13 protein-coding genes are annotated in these 14,197 nt (G+C 69.9%); 7 read left to right on the top strand and 6 right to left on the bottom strand.

Annotated elements, in window-relative coordinates:
• Positions 1–976: SGNH hydrolase domain-containing protein (locus ON23_RS15170; RefSeq protein ID WP_276326894.1), on the top strand; the 976-nt coding region annotated here is incomplete at its 5' end.
• Here the strand turns inward: ON23_RS15170 and ON23_RS15175 are convergent.
• From ON23_RS15175 to ON23_RS39585, 3 genes are all read right to left on the bottom strand, one after another.
• Positions 903–1,880, bottom strand: a complete 978-nt coding sequence (locus tag ON23_RS15175) for a glucosyl-3-phosphoglycerate synthase (protein WP_051042715.1) — start codon at positions 1,878–1,880, stop codon at positions 903–905. The two genes, ON23_RS15170 and ON23_RS15175, sit on opposite strands and share 74 nt — an antisense overlap.
• Positions 1,881–1,890: 10 nt before the next feature.
• Positions 1,891–3,360, bottom strand: a complete 1,470-nt coding sequence (locus ON23_RS15180; protein ID WP_051042716.1) for an ArnT family glycosyltransferase — start codon at positions 3,358–3,360, stop codon at positions 1,891–1,893.
• 385 nt (positions 3,361–3,745) lie between these two features.
• Positions 3,746–5,170, bottom strand: coding sequence for a condensation domain-containing protein (locus ON23_RS39585; RefSeq protein ID WP_039778939.1), 1,425 nt, complete (start codon positions 5,168–5,170; stop codon positions 3,746–3,748).
• Positions 5,171–5,419: 249 nt separating this feature from the next.
• Here ON23_RS39585 and ON23_RS15190 point away from each other — a divergent pair, with 249 nt between their 5' ends.
• Positions 5,420–6,466, top strand: a complete 1,047-nt coding sequence (locus tag ON23_RS15190) for an alpha/beta hydrolase (RefSeq protein ID WP_039778940.1) — start codon at positions 5,420–5,422, stop codon at positions 6,464–6,466.
• Here the strand turns inward: ON23_RS15190 and ON23_RS15195 are convergent.
• The gene (locus tag ON23_RS15195; RefSeq protein WP_039778941.1) at positions 6,463–7,350 is read right to left on the bottom strand and encodes an IclR family transcriptional regulator; all 888 of its coding nucleotides are present in this window, start codon (positions 7,348–7,350) and stop codon (positions 6,463–6,465) included. The two genes, ON23_RS15190 and ON23_RS15195, sit on opposite strands and share 4 nt — an antisense overlap.
• Positions 7,351–7,421: 71 nt before the next feature.
• Between ON23_RS15195 and ON23_RS15200 the strand changes: the two genes are divergently transcribed.
• From ON23_RS15200 to ON23_RS15215, 4 genes are all read left to right on the top strand, one after another.
• On the top strand, positions 7,422–8,876 hold the full coding sequence (locus tag ON23_RS15200) for a hypothetical protein (protein WP_083903983.1): 1,455 nt from the start codon (positions 7,422–7,424) through the stop codon (positions 8,874–8,876).
• A 398-nt stretch (positions 8,877–9,274) separates the two neighbouring features.
• The gene (locus ON23_RS15205; protein ID WP_036507978.1) at positions 9,275–10,021 is read left to right on the top strand and encodes a DUF8020 domain-containing protein; all 747 of its coding nucleotides are present in this window, start codon (positions 9,275–9,277) and stop codon (positions 10,019–10,021) included.
• Positions 10,022–10,130: 109 nt separating this feature from the next.
• Positions 10,131–10,529: a BlaI/MecI/CopY family transcriptional regulator gene (locus ON23_RS15210; RefSeq protein WP_039778942.1), complete on the top strand. Its 399-nt coding sequence runs from the start codon at positions 10,131–10,133 to the stop codon at positions 10,527–10,529.
• Complete coding sequence (locus ON23_RS15215; RefSeq protein WP_051042717.1) at positions 10,526–11,518, top strand: M56 family metallopeptidase; 993 nt, start codon at positions 10,526–10,528, stop codon at positions 11,516–11,518. Before ON23_RS15210 ends, ON23_RS15215 begins: the two co-directional genes overlap by 4 nt.
• Before the next feature lie 52 nt (positions 11,519–11,570).
• Here the strand turns inward: ON23_RS15215 and ON23_RS15220 are convergent, their stop codons facing one another.
• Both ON23_RS15220 and ON23_RS15225 read right to left on the bottom strand, forming a co-directional pair.
• Entirely contained in the window at positions 11,571–12,197 is a 627-nt protein-coding gene (locus tag ON23_RS15220) for a hypothetical protein (protein ID WP_039778943.1), read from the bottom strand.
• 56 nt (positions 12,198–12,253) lie between these two features.
• On the bottom strand, positions 12,254–13,234 hold the full coding sequence (locus ON23_RS15225; RefSeq protein ID WP_039778944.1) for a helix-turn-helix transcriptional regulator: 981 nt from the start codon (positions 13,232–13,234) through the stop codon (positions 12,254–12,256).
• Between the two features lie 167 nt (positions 13,235–13,401).
• On the opposite strand from ON23_RS15225, the gene ON23_RS15230 reads away from it, so the two are divergent.
• Positions 13,402–14,196 carry a dienelactone hydrolase family protein gene (locus ON23_RS15230; RefSeq protein WP_051042718.1) on the top strand — a complete coding sequence of 265 codons (795 nt, stop codon included), beginning with the start codon at positions 13,402–13,404 and terminating at the stop codon, positions 14,194–14,196.
• Position 14,197: the final 1 nt, after the last annotated feature.

The raw sequence follows: 14,197 nt of genomic DNA on the forward strand, positions 1-14,197 counted from the left end.
GACGGACGCACCGATGTTCGGGCCGCGGTATCGCCGCACCGCCGGGGTCGCGCTGTCGGTGACCGCGGCGGTGGTCGCCACCGCCGCGGTCACCTGGAGTGCGGTCGTGCAGACTCATCCGCCGCGTGCGGTGGGCGACCTCGACCCGGTGCAGTATCCCGGCGCCGAGGCACTGGTCGGCGGCGCGTCGGTCCCGCAGGCGCGCATGCGGCCCACGCTGTACGAGGCGCCGGCCGAACTGCCCAGCCCGACCGTCGACGGCTGTATCGCCGACTGGGATCACCGCGAGGTCGTCACCTGTACCTACGGGCCGGCCGACGCCCCGCACACGCTCGCGGTGGTCGGCAACTCCCATGCCGAGCACTGGATGCCGGCGCTGCAGCAGCTGGCGGCGCAGCACAATTTCAAGATCCTGGTGCATCTGAAGATGGGCTGCCCGCTCACCCTCGATCAGAACGCGATGTACAAGGGCGAACCGAATCCCGATTGCCGCGACTGGTCACACGATGTGATCGATCTGCTGGGCAACGAGCGGCCCGAATGGGTGTTCACCACCGGCACCCGTCCGGTCGACGCGGGCGGCGACGAAACCCCGGCCGACTACCAGGATGTGTGGAAAGCCCTGTCCGACAAGGGCATCCGGGTGATCGCGGTCCGCGACACCCCGTGGCTGCGCCGCGACGGTGTGCGCTATCGCGCGATCGACTGCCTGGCCCGCCACGGCGATCGGATCAGCTGCGGCATGCACCGCGCCGATGCGCTCTCACCGGTCAACCCGGCCCTCGACGCATCCGCCGCCTTCCCGAACGTCTTTCCGATCGACCTCACCGACGCCGTGTGCGAACGCGACGTCTGCCCGGTGGAGGTCGGCAACATCCTCGTCTATCACGACGAACATCACTTCACCGCGAGCTACGCGCGTTCGCTGGCCCCCGAACTCGGCCGGCAGCTGAGCCCGCTGCTGGGTTGGTGGTGATCAGCGACGCCAGCGCCGGACGCTCGGCCGCCGACACCGGAGTCGTCACCCGCCGCCATCCCGTCGCGCCGGGCCGGAACTGAGTCAGCCCCACCCCCGAATCGGCGATGTCGAGGCGCGCGAGCAGTGTCGCGATGATCTGACGGCTCATCACGGCCAGTTCGTGGGTGGGCCGATTGCGGTGGATGCGGACGCCCAGGTCGACCTCGCCGATCGCGGCGCGCCCGTAGCGGTGCAGGGTGTCGAGCAGGATGCCGATCTCGACGCCGTAGCCGGGCGCGAACGGAATCTCGGTGAGCAGGGCGCGGGTGGCGGCGTATTCACCGCCGAGCGGCTGCCGCACATCGGCCAGCTCGGGGGCGAGCGCGGTCAGCAGCGGCCGGGCCACCAGCTGGGTCACCCGCCCGCCGCCGTCGGTATCGCCGTGCGGATCGTCGCCGAGCGGGCGCCGATAGAACCCTTTCACCAGCTGAATGCGCGGGTCACGCAGCAACGGTGCCACCAGCGCGGGCACGAAGCCCGGGTCCGGATCGTGCAGGTCGGAGTCGATGAACACGACGATATCGCCGGTCGTCACCGCCAGCGACCGCCACAGCACCTCCCCCTTGCCCGCCCGCACCGGCACCCCGGGCAGCGCCTGCTCGCGGGTGAACACCGCGCTCGCACCGGCGGCACGGGCGCGGGCGATCGTGTCGTCGGTCGAGCCGGAGTCGACGACGACCAGTTCGTCGACGAGTCCGCCGACCAGATCCCGTATCGAATCGATCACGCCCGCGATGGTGTCGCGTTCGTTCAGGGCCGGGATCACGACCGAGACGGTCCGGTCGCCTTTGGCCCGGATCAGGTCGGTCGTGCCGACATCGTCTGCGGGACAGGCTGATTCGGCGGGTGCGGCATACGTCATCGATATCTCCTCAGATACCCGGGTCCAGAATGTCGGTCGTCAGCTCCGGCCACAGCCGCGCCCAGGTGTCGCGTGGCCCGGCGCACCGCCAGATGGTCACGTGGGCATCGATACCGGGGAACCCACGCGGATCGTCGAGCCGGACGACGGGTTCGACGGTGGAAAACGTTCGGCGCAAGCGTGTTTCGGCGGTGTCGGTGTCGACGTAGATGATCGTGGTGGTGCCGGGCGGCGGGCGGCCGAACTCCGCGAAACCGCGATCGGGACTGTAGACCGGCGGCAGACCGGGCAGCCCGAAACGAGCCAGTGCCGCCGCCTGCCAATAGGTCCGGGTCAGTATCGCGGTCCGCGCGTGATCCGGACCGGATCGTTCGGCGGCCAGCGACACCCCGGCGACGAGCGCGTCCCAGCCGGTGGTGCCCGAAACCCGCATGCGCGTGGACAATTCGGCCCTCGTGCCGACCGGTCGCGCCGGGCTGCCCGACGGCAACAGCAGCACCACCCCCAGCGCGATGACGATCGACATCGTCGCGGCGGTGCAGGCCGCGACTCGCGACCATCGCGCGGGCAACCGCTCCACCAGAACGCAGGCGCCCGCCGCGAACAGCACCGGCAGCAGCCCGGCGAGGTAGTAGGGGCGCCCGCCGGTGACGGCCACGAACACCACCATGACGCAGACGGCGACGGCCAGGAAGCGGTGATCGCGCAACCGGCGACCCGCGAACCCCCGAGCGGCACAGCCGATCAGCACCACCCCCAGCACGCCGGCCATGGTCACCAACTGCACCGGCAAGCCGGCCGTCCCGCCGGTCGCCGCCCGCTGTTCGTCGCGGATCACCGCCCCCATGGCCAGCTGTGGCCACCCGTGGCGCGCTTGCCACAGCAGCGCGGGCGCCGCCGACACCGCCGCGATCCCGGCGGCGGCCCACAGCGTGGGCCGGCGCACGATCTCCCGCGGCCCGCAGCAGGCGATGCCGACGGCGAAGGCGCCCACGACCACGGGCAGCAGCAGTTTCACCTGCAGATCGATCGCCGCGACCACCCCCGCGATCAGCAGCAACCGGTCCGCTCGGGTCCGCACCCAGCGTGCCGACAACCAGGCCAGGACGGCGACGGCCGTACTGTCGAGGGCGAAGGTCGACAGCGAGGCGGTCTGGGTGACCACATAGGGACAGCAGGCATATCCGACCGCGGCCAGGATCCGCGCGGCGCGGCCGCCGCCGAACTCCCGCGCCAGCGCCGCGGTCACGACGATCGCCACCACCCCGGCCAGGATGGCCGGCAGCCGCAGCACGGTCAGGGAGTCGGGCGCGACAGCGTGCGCGGCGCGGGCGAGCAGCGGAATCAGCGGTCCCTGATCGACATATCCGGCGGCCGGGTGATATCCGGCGGCGACGAAGTACAGCTCGTCGCCGAACCAGTCGTACCGCGCGGACCGTATCGTGAGGACCGCCGCGGTGAGCGTCGCGATCACACCCACCCAGACTACGGTCCCGTGCCGCGAGACGCGTTCCAGCACAGGGCCTTTCAGCACCGCTCGCGCACATGGTGCCGGCGGGGGCGACCAGCTCGCCGCGACCGAGTCCCGATGTTGTCTCGCGGCCTTCGCGGACGACTCCCGGGAGCGGATATCCACAGCGGGTTGCCGGTCCTGCCGTGCCGGTGGAGGCGGAGCCGACGTCGCGGCATCATCGCCGACATGCCCTTCGGCCGAGAGGTTTTCGGCTGTGGCGGCGCGGACCGACTCGCCCCGCTTCCGGCCGGGGATCGCTTCCCGGTCCCCCGACTGCGACGCCCGGGTGCCGCGCCCGGACATTCCACTCACCCGCATCTCGCCGGTCGGTGACCCGGTGCGATCCGCCGCGTCACAGTAATGCGGCATCGACCCGTTCGGTGCCGGTCAGTGCGATGTCGCGGCACAGCTTCGTCAGTGTCGACAGATACTGCGCCACCGCCTCGTGCGCCCGCGGCGTATCCGGGAACACCATGCTCAACTGGGTGATGTCGGGGAAGCGGTTGATCCACAGGTAGACCTCGCTGGAACTGGCCCGGTTGCCGTACAGCCCGCCGTTGATGCGGTCGAACATCTCCGCGCCCGCCATCCGCCGCACATCGACGTAGGAGACCATCGGCGCCGAGAATCCGAGCCGGGTGTGGATGCGCGGATCGTCGGCGGCCAGTTCCAGCACCCGGTGCACGCACACCTGCGCCAGCTCCTTCGCCGCATCGGCCTGGGCCTGGGCGCGGCCCACCAGGGAGGTGAACGTCTCGTCCGGGCGCACCGCCACCGCGACCGGCACCAGACTCGTATACCAGCCGATCGCCCCCTGCTCCCCCGGGGTCGAGCGCGTGTTGACCGGCGTGAACACGAAATACTTGTCCCTGCCGGTCAATTCATGTTCGGTCAGCGCGATCGCGGCGAACACGCCGCCGAGGAACTTCCCGCCGAAGTCCTGGCACACCTGCTCGAACCGCAGCGCCTCCGCCTCCTCGAACAGCGGCACGGTGATCTGCGCGCCGCGGGTGAACCCGCTCGCGCCCGGCGCCACGCCGAGGTCCATCGGGAACGACGGCACCGCGCCGTCGTGGCGGATCAGCAACTCCAGCCAGCGCTGCACCGGCGCGGAGTCGGTGGTGAGCTCGGCGTTGTAGCTCAGTTCCCGTTCGCAGTAGGCGAGATGACCGTCGACCGGTTCGATGGGGACCTGGCCGCCGGACAGTTCGTTGCCGTAGAGCAGCAGCAGATCCACACACGACAGCGCCTGTCCCACACCGTCGGTGTGCAGGTGGTCCACGGCCGCGTAGACGGTGAACGAGTCACCGCGATCGATGACGCCGAAACCGAAACAGTCCCAATCGAATACGTCGCGCGCATGCCGCTGCACATGGTCGCGGACGGCATCGCTGTCGGTGATCTCGCCGTAGTCGCGGGGCTCGAACTCGATATCGCCCGGGTCGGCGACGTGGCGCGCGATGCGCTCGCCGGGTTCGCAGGAGAACCAGCTCCAGAACGTGTCGTGGCGGCGGGCGAACGCGGTGATCGTCCGGGTCATGGCATCGCGGTCCAGGGCGCTGGGAAAGTCGAAGGCGATCATGCACAGCCGGGAGGCGCGAGATCCGCTGCCGCGCTGGCGATACGCCGCGCGCAGATATTCGCGCTGCTGGTACGACGGGCCGACCGGATGCTCCGGGGCGGCCAGAACCGCCGCACGCGACTGCGCAGTGGGTGCCCAGGCGATGAGTCTGCCGGGCTGCGGATGCCAATCGTCGAAGAAGCCGAAACCGACCATGGAAACCCTCGTTTCGTCCAGATGTGACGACCCGCCGGCGCCGGCCGCGCCGCCGAATCACGCGGACCGAGTCAACGGCACCCGCGCCCATCCGCCAACCGTCGCCGTGGAAGTTTGTGACCTTCCCCAGATCCGGTCGAGCCCGATAGGCCGCCGGTCCCAACAGTCGGCGGAACACCTTGCGGCCGTGCCCTTCGCGGGCCTACGTTGACCGCCGTCCAGACCCGCCGGAACGAGAGAGGTAGGCGGATGATTCGCCGCTCACTGCCCACCGCCCTGCTGGCGTCGGTGCTGACCGCGGCGCTGTGCGCGACACCCGCGGTGGCCGACGACCCGCCGCCTGCCCCGGTCAGCATCGCCGCGCTCACCGCCGCCGCCGAACCCGCCGCCGACGGCGCCCACCTGCTCGGCGTCGAGCAGGAATCCGACGGCATGCTGGATCTGCGCGTGCACTCCGCGGCGATGAATCGCGAGATCGAGGTGAAAGTCCTTCGGGCGCCGGACGGTTCGGCCCCGGCGCCGGTGCTGTATCTGCTCAACGGCGCCAGCGGCGGTTCGGAGGCCAGCAGCTGGCCCGAACAGACCGATATCGTCGACTTCTTCCGCGGCAAACAGGTCACGGTGGTGACGCCGATGGGCGGCAACGGCAGCTATTTCGCCGATTGGCGCGCCGACGATCCCGTGCTCGGGCGGCAGAAGTGGTCGAGTTTCCTCACCGCGGAGCTGCCGCCGATCATCGATTCGGCCTTTCACGGCTCCGGCGCGAACGCGGTGGCCGGCATCTCCATGGCCGGCACCTCCGTGTTTCAGCTGGCCCTGGCCGCGCCCCAGCTGTACCGGGCGGTCGGCTCCTACAGCGGCTGCGCGCGCACCAGCGATCCGCTGGGGCAGGCGTTCGTCGACGGTGTGGTGCTGCGGTGGCGCGGTGATCCGCTGAATCTGTGGGGTGCGCCCGACGATCCGCTGTGGGCGGCCCACGATCCGTACGTCAACGCCGACCGGCTGCGCGGGCTGGCGATCTACGTCTCGACCGGCAGCGGAATTCCCGGTCCCTTCGACAATCCGGACGGGCCCGGAATCCACGGCAACACCCGCAAACTCATCGAGCAGCTGGTCTACGGCGGCGTGCTCGAGGCCGCCACCCACAATTGCTCGATCGCGCTGCGGGACCGGCTGACGCGGTTGAACATTCCCGCGACCTTCGACCTGCGCGCGAACGGGACCCACTCCTGGGGCTATTGGCAGGAGGATCTGCACCGCTCCTGGCCGATGTTCGAGCAGGCCCTGAACCGCTAATCCGCCGCCGCGATTCTCCGTGCGGCGGAGACGGTTTCGCGCACGTACTCGGCGCGCTCGACCGCGCCGACGGCGGCACTGAGCGGGCCGATCTGAACCTCCATCGCCACCCGCTCACCGTCGAAGACCGGGACCGTGAGATAGCTGATCGGCAGTGCGCGATCGCTGTCGAGATCGGCCCAGCTGTGCGCCGTGCCACCGATCGTGGCCAGCAGCGCCAGGACCCGCTCCCGCAACGCCTTGTCGGCGGGCCGGTCGGACAGATGATCGACCACCTCGGCCAGCACCCGCAGCGTCGGCAGGCTGGCCGCGTCCAGGCCCCACGCGCAATACCCCAGGGCGCGAACGGTTTCCAGCACCTGTTCGAATTCGGCCCGGCGCTCGGGCGGCGCTTGCTGCAACCACGCGCGCTGTGCGGGCAGCCCGGCATGGGCCAGGACGGCCGCGCCTGCCGGTGGGCGCAACGGTATCCGGGTGCCGGCCTCGATTCCGGCCGGGATCAGCCCGGGCCCACCGGCCACCGCGACGAAGATCACTTCACTACCGGCGATGGAGGTGAGCGCGGCGCCGCAGCCCACCCGTTCGGCCAGCCGGCGCAGTTCGGCCTCCACCCGATCGTGATCGCGCAGGCGGTCCCGTAACCTTCCGCCCAGCACGAGCAACGCGGGACCGGGTTCGTAGCCGAGGTCGGGAAGCCGCCGCACCCAACCGGTTTCCTCCAGGGTGCCCAGGATCGCACCCATGGTGGAGCGACTCAATCCCAGCGTGTCGGCGATCTCCGCCGAGGTCAGCGCGCCGTCGTGCGCGGCGAGCAGTTCCACCACCGACACCACCCGCCGGGTCGGGGGCGAGCTTTCGGCCCGCCCGGTGTTGCCAGTCGGCACGGGGTCTCCTAACCTGTCGCGATACGAATAATTGAATCATTCGATACGAATAATCATATCGAGGAGTGCTTGTGCGACGTAAGGGCTTCACCGAGGGCGCGATCACCTCGATCGCTGCCGCCGCGGCCGCGATACTGACCATCGGCGTGGGAACCGCGAGCGCCGCGTTCGGCCCACCCCCTCCGGTCGATCCGTATCTCGGGCCGGTCGGCACCGCCACCATGCACGGCGACGCGGAATCCTCCGACAGCACTCCGCTGCCGGGCGTCGGCACCGGCGCGGTGAACGCGCAGTTCCGGGAACTGGCCGCCGCGTGCCCGACCATTCTGCAGGGCGCCGACGGCATGCCACAGGCGTTGTGCACCACCGTCACCGACCGTTCGCCCAAGATATTCCTACTCGACCCGAACAGCGGTCAGCCGCTCACATCGCTGTCACTGCCCAAGGGCGGTCTGCTCGGCGGGGTCTACGCCTATCTGGACAATGCCGATCACTTGGTCATGGTCGACGGTGACGACAATCTGGTGCGGGTCGCGCATACGAAGGAGGGCAACGGCTGGAAGCTGGCCATCGCGTCCTCGACTCCCCTCGGCGCCGCGGTGACCGGTCACTGCGGCGGGAACGGCTGCGACAGCGTCGCCTCGCTGATGCCCGATCGCGACGGCCGGGTGTGGTTCGCCACCGCCGACGGCGCGGTGGGTGCCGTCGATCCGAAAACCGGTGCCGCGCAGTCGATCACGCTACCCGGGGAACACGTCGACAACAGCATCTCGACCGCCCCGGAGGGCACCGCGGTCACCACCGATCACGCCACCTACCTGTTCACCGCGGACGCCTCGGGCGCTCCGCACCAGGTGTGGCGCCAGCCCTACGATCGCGGCCCGGCACGCAAACCCGGGCAGCTCAGCTGGGGCAGCGGGGCCAGTCCGACCTTCTTCGGCCCGCGCGACGGTACCGATTATCTGGCCATCACCGACAATGCGGTGCCGCAGGAGAATCTGCTCGTCTACGACACCCGCACCGGCCGCCCGGTCTGCTCGGTGCCCGCGGTGGACGGCAACGAGAACTCGCCGATCGGCTCGGGTAACAGCGTCTTCGTGGCGAGCACCTACGGCTATCCGTATCCGGCACTGCCGGACAACGCCGGTCCGAGCGAGCCGGACAAAGCCGACTTCACCGGCGGCATGGTCCGCATCGATGTGAACGCCGACGGTAGCGGCTGCACCCGGAAGTGGACCAGCGATGTGAAATCCGCCGCGGTCCCCCGGCTTTCACTGGCGGACGGCAAGATCTACACGGTCGCCCGCAAGAATCGGATCGCCGGCATCGATACCGGCAGCGCCGGAGCGGTGGTCGACACCTATCACCTCGTCGTGATCGACGCGGAAACCGGCACGGAGAATTCCAGCCGGTTGATCGGCACCAGCACCGTGCACGACACCCTGCAGATGGTCGGCACGATCGCGCCGGGCCGCGTGCAGTACCAGGGCACCACGACCGGACTGTTCCGGATCACACCGAGCTGAACGACGCTTCGACTGCCACGGGGGCGAGACCGCTACGGTCTCGCCCCCGTGTTTTTCGGATCGCTCGGAGATTGCTACTGTCGACGACGGATACGTACGAACTTCTACTAAATGCGTACGTACATAGTCGAATGGCCGCGACGATGTCCGGAATCCGCTCGGCCCATTCGGTTCTCACGTTAAAGGCTTATTACGCAGCTGTATCCGCTTGGTTAGCAACATTTCTCAACCGTAAACGTTTTCGCGTCGTACCTTTACACGGGTTCGGTACTCGTTAATCTCGGTTCGCGCGGTCCGGATAATCCGGATTTCGCACCGGCAGCGGATAATTCGGCAATTCTCCCTCTGGAATTCCCGATCGCTCGCCGCCTTATCCGATCGACCACGATGAGGATCCGATGAACAAGACCACCCGTTTGGTCTCCGGCGCGACCATAGCTCTGATGGTGACCGGTGCCGTAGCCACCACCGCCACCACGGCGAACGCCGCCACCGGCACGCCCGCGGCCCCCGCCGCCGGCGCACCGATCGCCGCCGACCCGTTCACACTGACGACCGAAATCCTTCCGGGCGTGCGCTACACCAGCAACACGCAGGACGGCTCGGTCAGCATTCAGACCGGCCTGGGCTCGCTCACCACGGTGGGCACCCAGTTCCAGGTCAAGGACGGCAGCGGCGCGCTCGTCGCCGGTACCGCCCTGGCCACCTCGCCCAAGGCCGAACAGGCCGCCACCGCACCCGCCTCGCTGCCGGAGACCCAGCAGGCGGCCGCTCAGCAGCCGGCGCCCCAGCCGGCCGCCGTCGAACAACCGGTCACCTCCGCCCAGCCGATCTACACCCAGGACGAGTTCAACTCCGCCCTGAGCGTGGCCGCCACCCAGTTCGGGCTGGCGACCGGTATCGGCAGCCTCGCCGGCGGCGCGGTGGGCGGCATCACCGGTTGCGTGCTCGGCGCGACGATCGGCTTCGCCCTGGTGCCGGAGTTCTTCCTCGGCAGCGGCGCGGCCGGCTGCCTGGTCGGCGCCGGACTCGGTGCCACCGTCGGACCGCTGATCGGCGCCGCCATCCTCGGCGTGCCGGTCGGTATCGCGAGCGCGGTGCAGATGTACAACACCCTCAACGCACCTGCTCCGGCCGCTTCCTGAAATCGGCTCTCCCACCCCTGTGGCCCCGTCGTTGCGGCGGGGCCACAGCCGTTCCCGGGGGCCGGGAATGGGTACTATCCCGGTACGTAGTCGATGGTGGAGAGGTGCGATGGCACATCGTTTCGGGGATCTGGAGGCGGTGGTGATGGACCGCATCTGGTCCGCTCCCGACACCATCACCGTGCGGACCGTGTTCGAGGATCTGCTGCGCAGCCGGGAAATCGCCTACACCACGGTCATGACCACCATGGACAATCTGCACCGCAAGGGCTGGCTGGAACGCGAACGCGAGGGCAAGGCCTATCGCTATCGAGCGCGCCTGAGCCGCGAACAGTACAGCGCCCAGCTGATGCGCGAGGCGCTCGGCGGCGGCCGCTCCGATCTGGTCCTCGCTCACTTCGTCGAGCAGATCTCCGACGACGACACCGCCGCCCTGCGCAAGGTGCTGCGCCGCGCGAAATCCCGCAATACCCACACCGAGCAGCCGGGCACCGAGGTCGCCGAGTGACCCTCGCGCTGTGCCTGCTGGGTTATTCGGCACTGGTCTGCGTTCTCGGCCCACCGATCCTGACCCGGCTCACCGCGCACGGCAGCGTCCCCGCGCTCGGGGTGCTGGCCTGGCTCACCGCGATCGCCGCCGTCCTCGGCGCGTGGGCGGCCGCGGCGGTGGCTCTGGCCGTGCAGGTCGCCCACACCTGGGATCTGCCGATGGCCCACCTGTTCGACGACTGTGTGGTGGCCGTGCATGCGACCGCCGACGGCAGCCACGGTCCGGTCGCGCAGTTCGCGGCGCTGATCTCGGCGCTCGCGCTGATCGGATTCGTCGCGGTGCGGGGCGTGCGGGTGATCGGGGCGGTGGTGCGCGCGGGACGCAGCAGCGCCCTGCACGCCCGCTCGGCATCACTGGTCGGACGGCGGCTGGACGACGAGTCGGGTGCGGCCGCGGTGGTCATCGATGCGCCGCAACGGGCGGCCTACTGTGTGGCGGGGCGACCGGGGACGGTCGTGGTGACCAGCGCCGCGGTGGCCGCGCTGGATCGGCCGCAACTGGCGGCGGTACTCGCCCACGAGGACGCCCACCTGGCCGGGCGCCATCATCTGATCCGCGCCTCGACACGTGCGCTGACCACCACCCTGCCGCGCATTCCGCTGTTCGCGGCCGCCGACGACCGCATCGCCCAGCTGCTGGAAATGTGCGCCGACGACCGCGCCGCCGGTCGCCACAGCCGCAGCGCCGTACTCACCGCGCTGCTCACGCTGTCCGGAGCCACCGGCGATGCCGAGATCCGCTCGCTGCTACCGGATACCGCGCTGGGCACCAGCACGCTCGCCGTCGCCGACCGAGTGCACCGGCTGGTGCGCGCGGACTCGCGGACGCGGCGGGCCGGGCGCGGGATCCCGCTGGCGTTGTTCGCCGCTCTCGTCGCCGCCGTACCGGCGTCGGGTTATCTGCTGGTGCACTTCGGGATGGCGGGCTGTCTGCCGTTCATCCACTGACATGGCGGCGGGACCGGTTCGCCGCGAACCGGTCCCGCGCACTGTCGTCCGCTCAGTTGTAGAAGGCGCCGAACGACGGGACGGAAATGGTGCCCAGCTGGTACTGGAAACCGTCCGGGTTGGCATCGGAAACCGGGACCGGCCACCGGTGCCAGAGCGTCCCGTACACCGCGGCCACGACCATGCCCGCCCCCGGATCGAAGACGGGCGTGCGGATGGTGGTGTCCACCGGCACGTCGTTGTGTTCGAGCAGGGTTTGGGTGCCGCTGCGCCCGTTCGACAGATTGTACCAGACGACCTGCAGATTCGCCCCCGCCTGATTCGGGGCGATGGTGCCCGGGCCGCCGAAGAAGCCGAGGCGGAAACCGTCGTAGTTCAACGCGATTCCGGACCCGTAGACGCCGGGGCCGGTGCCGCGCCCGATGTCGGATTGGGCGGGAATCTGAAACGGCTGCGCGGGCAGAGCCGCCTGCTCGACGGTCGGTCCGGCGGCGAGCAGCCGGTCGATTGCCTGTTCGGCCGCCGGATTCCCGGCCGCCGCCGCACGCAGATGCGCGGTCGCCGCGGACCAGTCCACGGCGGCGGGTTCCGCCGCGACGGGACCGGCGAAGACCACGGACGCCGCCGCGGCTGCCGCCGCTGCCGCGCCGAGACGACGGGTGACACTCAGTCGACGCATAACCAGTTCTCCTCGAGTATTCCGGTACAGCTTGCTGAGAAATTGCGTATATCCGGTCACCGTAGCTTTTTCGCCCCCGGATGCGCGGGTGCGGCGCGCTGCAAACGGGCGCCGAGTTCGCGGACATGGTCGGCGAGCTCGGGCGGGGAGTCGACGCGGAAGTCGTGGCCGAGCCGCAGCAGTCGCACGACGAGCCATTGCACGGTGTCGGCCTCGGTGCGCAGCCGGCAGGTGTGCTCGTCGACCTCCTCGATCTCGCCGAGCGCACTCGCGGTGGCGCGGACGGCGGCCGCCGCAGCGAACACGGTCACCTCCGCGCGGTACACCGGCGCCATCGAATACAACGATTCGCGGACATAGGTGGCCGCGTCCTCGGCGGGCAATTCCCGTGCCTCGGTGCGCAAGCCGATCGGCTGCGGACTCTCGATGCGATCGATCCGGAAGATCCGCCAATCGTCGCGTTCGCGATCGAAGGCGACCAGATACCAGCGCTGCCCCGCGGCGACCAGGCGATGCGGGTCGACCAGCCGCCGGGTCCGCGCACCGGAGTTCGAGACGTAACCGAAGCGCAGTTGTTCCCCCCCGCCGATCGCGGCCGCCAGCACCGTCAACACGGCGGTATCGACCGGCGAATCCGATTCGGCGGCAAGGGTTTCGGTGGCCGCACTCACCGAACGCACCCGGGCCCGCAGCCGGGTCGGCAGCACCTGTTCGAGTTTGGCCAGCGCTCGCACCGCCGCCTCGTCCGCACCGGGCAATGCGTGCGCGGCGACGGTCCGCAGCCCGATCGCGGTGGACACCGCCTCGTGGTCGTCGAGCAGCAGCGGGGGCATCGCCGTCCCCGCGGCCAGCCGATATCCGCCGTACACACCCATCGTCGCCTGCACCGGATAGTCGAGTTCGCGCAGCCGATCGATATCGCGGCGCACGGTCCGGGGGCTGACGCCCAGTCGCTGCGAGAGCTCACTGCCCGACCATTCGCGCGGCGTCTGCAGCAGCGACAGGAGGGTGAGCAGGCGCTGCGTCGTATCGGTCACCGGCCCATTCTCGCGCAGAATTAGGACAGTTTCCGGCCGTTATGGGCGCCGCTCGCCGAGCGCGTGGTCCGCCACGTCGCCGATTCAGCGCTGGGGACAGCGCCCGGACTGCGGCAGAATGCCTGGGGCGCAACCTGATCCGCAGGCCGCGCACAGTGGAGGCTGAAATGACCGAGGAAATCGTGGGCCGGCATGCCGAGGTCGAGGTCGACGGTTCACCGATGGCCGTCTATCTGGCGCGACCGGCACGCGGCGGCCGGTTGCCGGTGGTGCTGGTCGGCGCCGAATTGTGGGGTCTGACAGCCGAAGTGCGGGCGGTGGTCGACCGGGTGGCCGCGCTGGGATACGTGGCGGTGGTCGCGAATCTGTATCACCGGTGCGGGCCGGAGACCGCCGCCGGACTGGCCGAATCCGACGAGAACCGGGCGCGGGCCTTCGACCTGCTCGGCACGCTCACTCGCGACGGTGTGGAGGCGGATCTGCGTGCGGCCGTGGCCTTCGCCCGCGAGCAGGGTGAGGGCGGCGACACCACCGGCGCGCTCGGTTTCAGCCTGGGCGGGCATATCACCTACTTCGCCGCGACCAGGCTGGATCTGGACGCCGCGGCGATCTTCTACCCCGGCTGGTTGCCGGTCGCCGGTACCGCGTTGAGCATCCCGGATCCGCTGCTCGCCCACACCTCCTCGATCGCCGAACGCGGCACCCGGCTGCTGTTGCTGCTGGCCGAGCGCGATCATGTGATCGACGCCGAGCAGCGCGCGGCCATCGACGCCGCGCTCGCGCAGGCCGGCGCGGATTACGAACTGGTGGTCTACCCCAGTGCGCAGCACGCCTATTTCTTCCCCGGACGTCCGGTGCACGATGCGGCGGCCGCGGCCGATTCCTGGCAGCGCGTGACCGAACTGTTCGCCGCGACACTGGGGGCGGTGACCGATGAATTTCCGGCGCCCGCCTCGTCCTAGG

Source organism: Nocardia cerradoensis NBRC 101014 (assembly GCF_000308535.1).
Taxonomy (GTDB): Bacteria; Actinomycetota; Actinomycetes; order Mycobacteriales; family Mycobacteriaceae; genus Nocardia; species Nocardia cerradoensis.

Excerpts from the sequence above, each read along its gene's own strand:
- ON23_RS15175 (WP_051042715.1), bottom strand. The coding sequence starts at position 1,880 with ATGACGTATGCCGCACCCGCCGAATCAGCCTGTCCCGCAGACGATGTC.
- ON23_RS15220 (WP_039778943.1), bottom strand. The coding sequence starts at position 12,197 with ATGCGTCGACTGAGTGTCACCCGTCGTCTCGGCGCGGCAGCGGCGGCA.
- ON23_RS15190 (WP_039778940.1), top strand. The coding sequence starts at position 5,420 with ATGATTCGCCGCTCACTGCCCACCGCCCTGCTGGCGTCGGTGCTGACC.
- ON23_RS15210 (WP_039778942.1), top strand. The coding sequence starts at position 10,131 with ATGGCACATCGTTTCGGGGATCTGGAGGCGGTGGTGATGGACCGCATC.
- ON23_RS39585 (WP_039778939.1), bottom strand. The coding sequence starts at position 5,170 with ATGGTCGGTTTCGGCTTCTTCGACGATTGGCATCCGCAGCCCGGCAGA.
- ON23_RS15205 (WP_036507978.1), top strand. The coding sequence starts at position 9,275 with ATGAACAAGACCACCCGTTTGGTCTCCGGCGCGACCATAGCTCTGATG.
- ON23_RS15230 (WP_051042718.1), top strand. The coding sequence starts at position 13,402 with ATGACCGAGGAAATCGTGGGCCGGCATGCCGAGGTCGAGGTCGACGGT.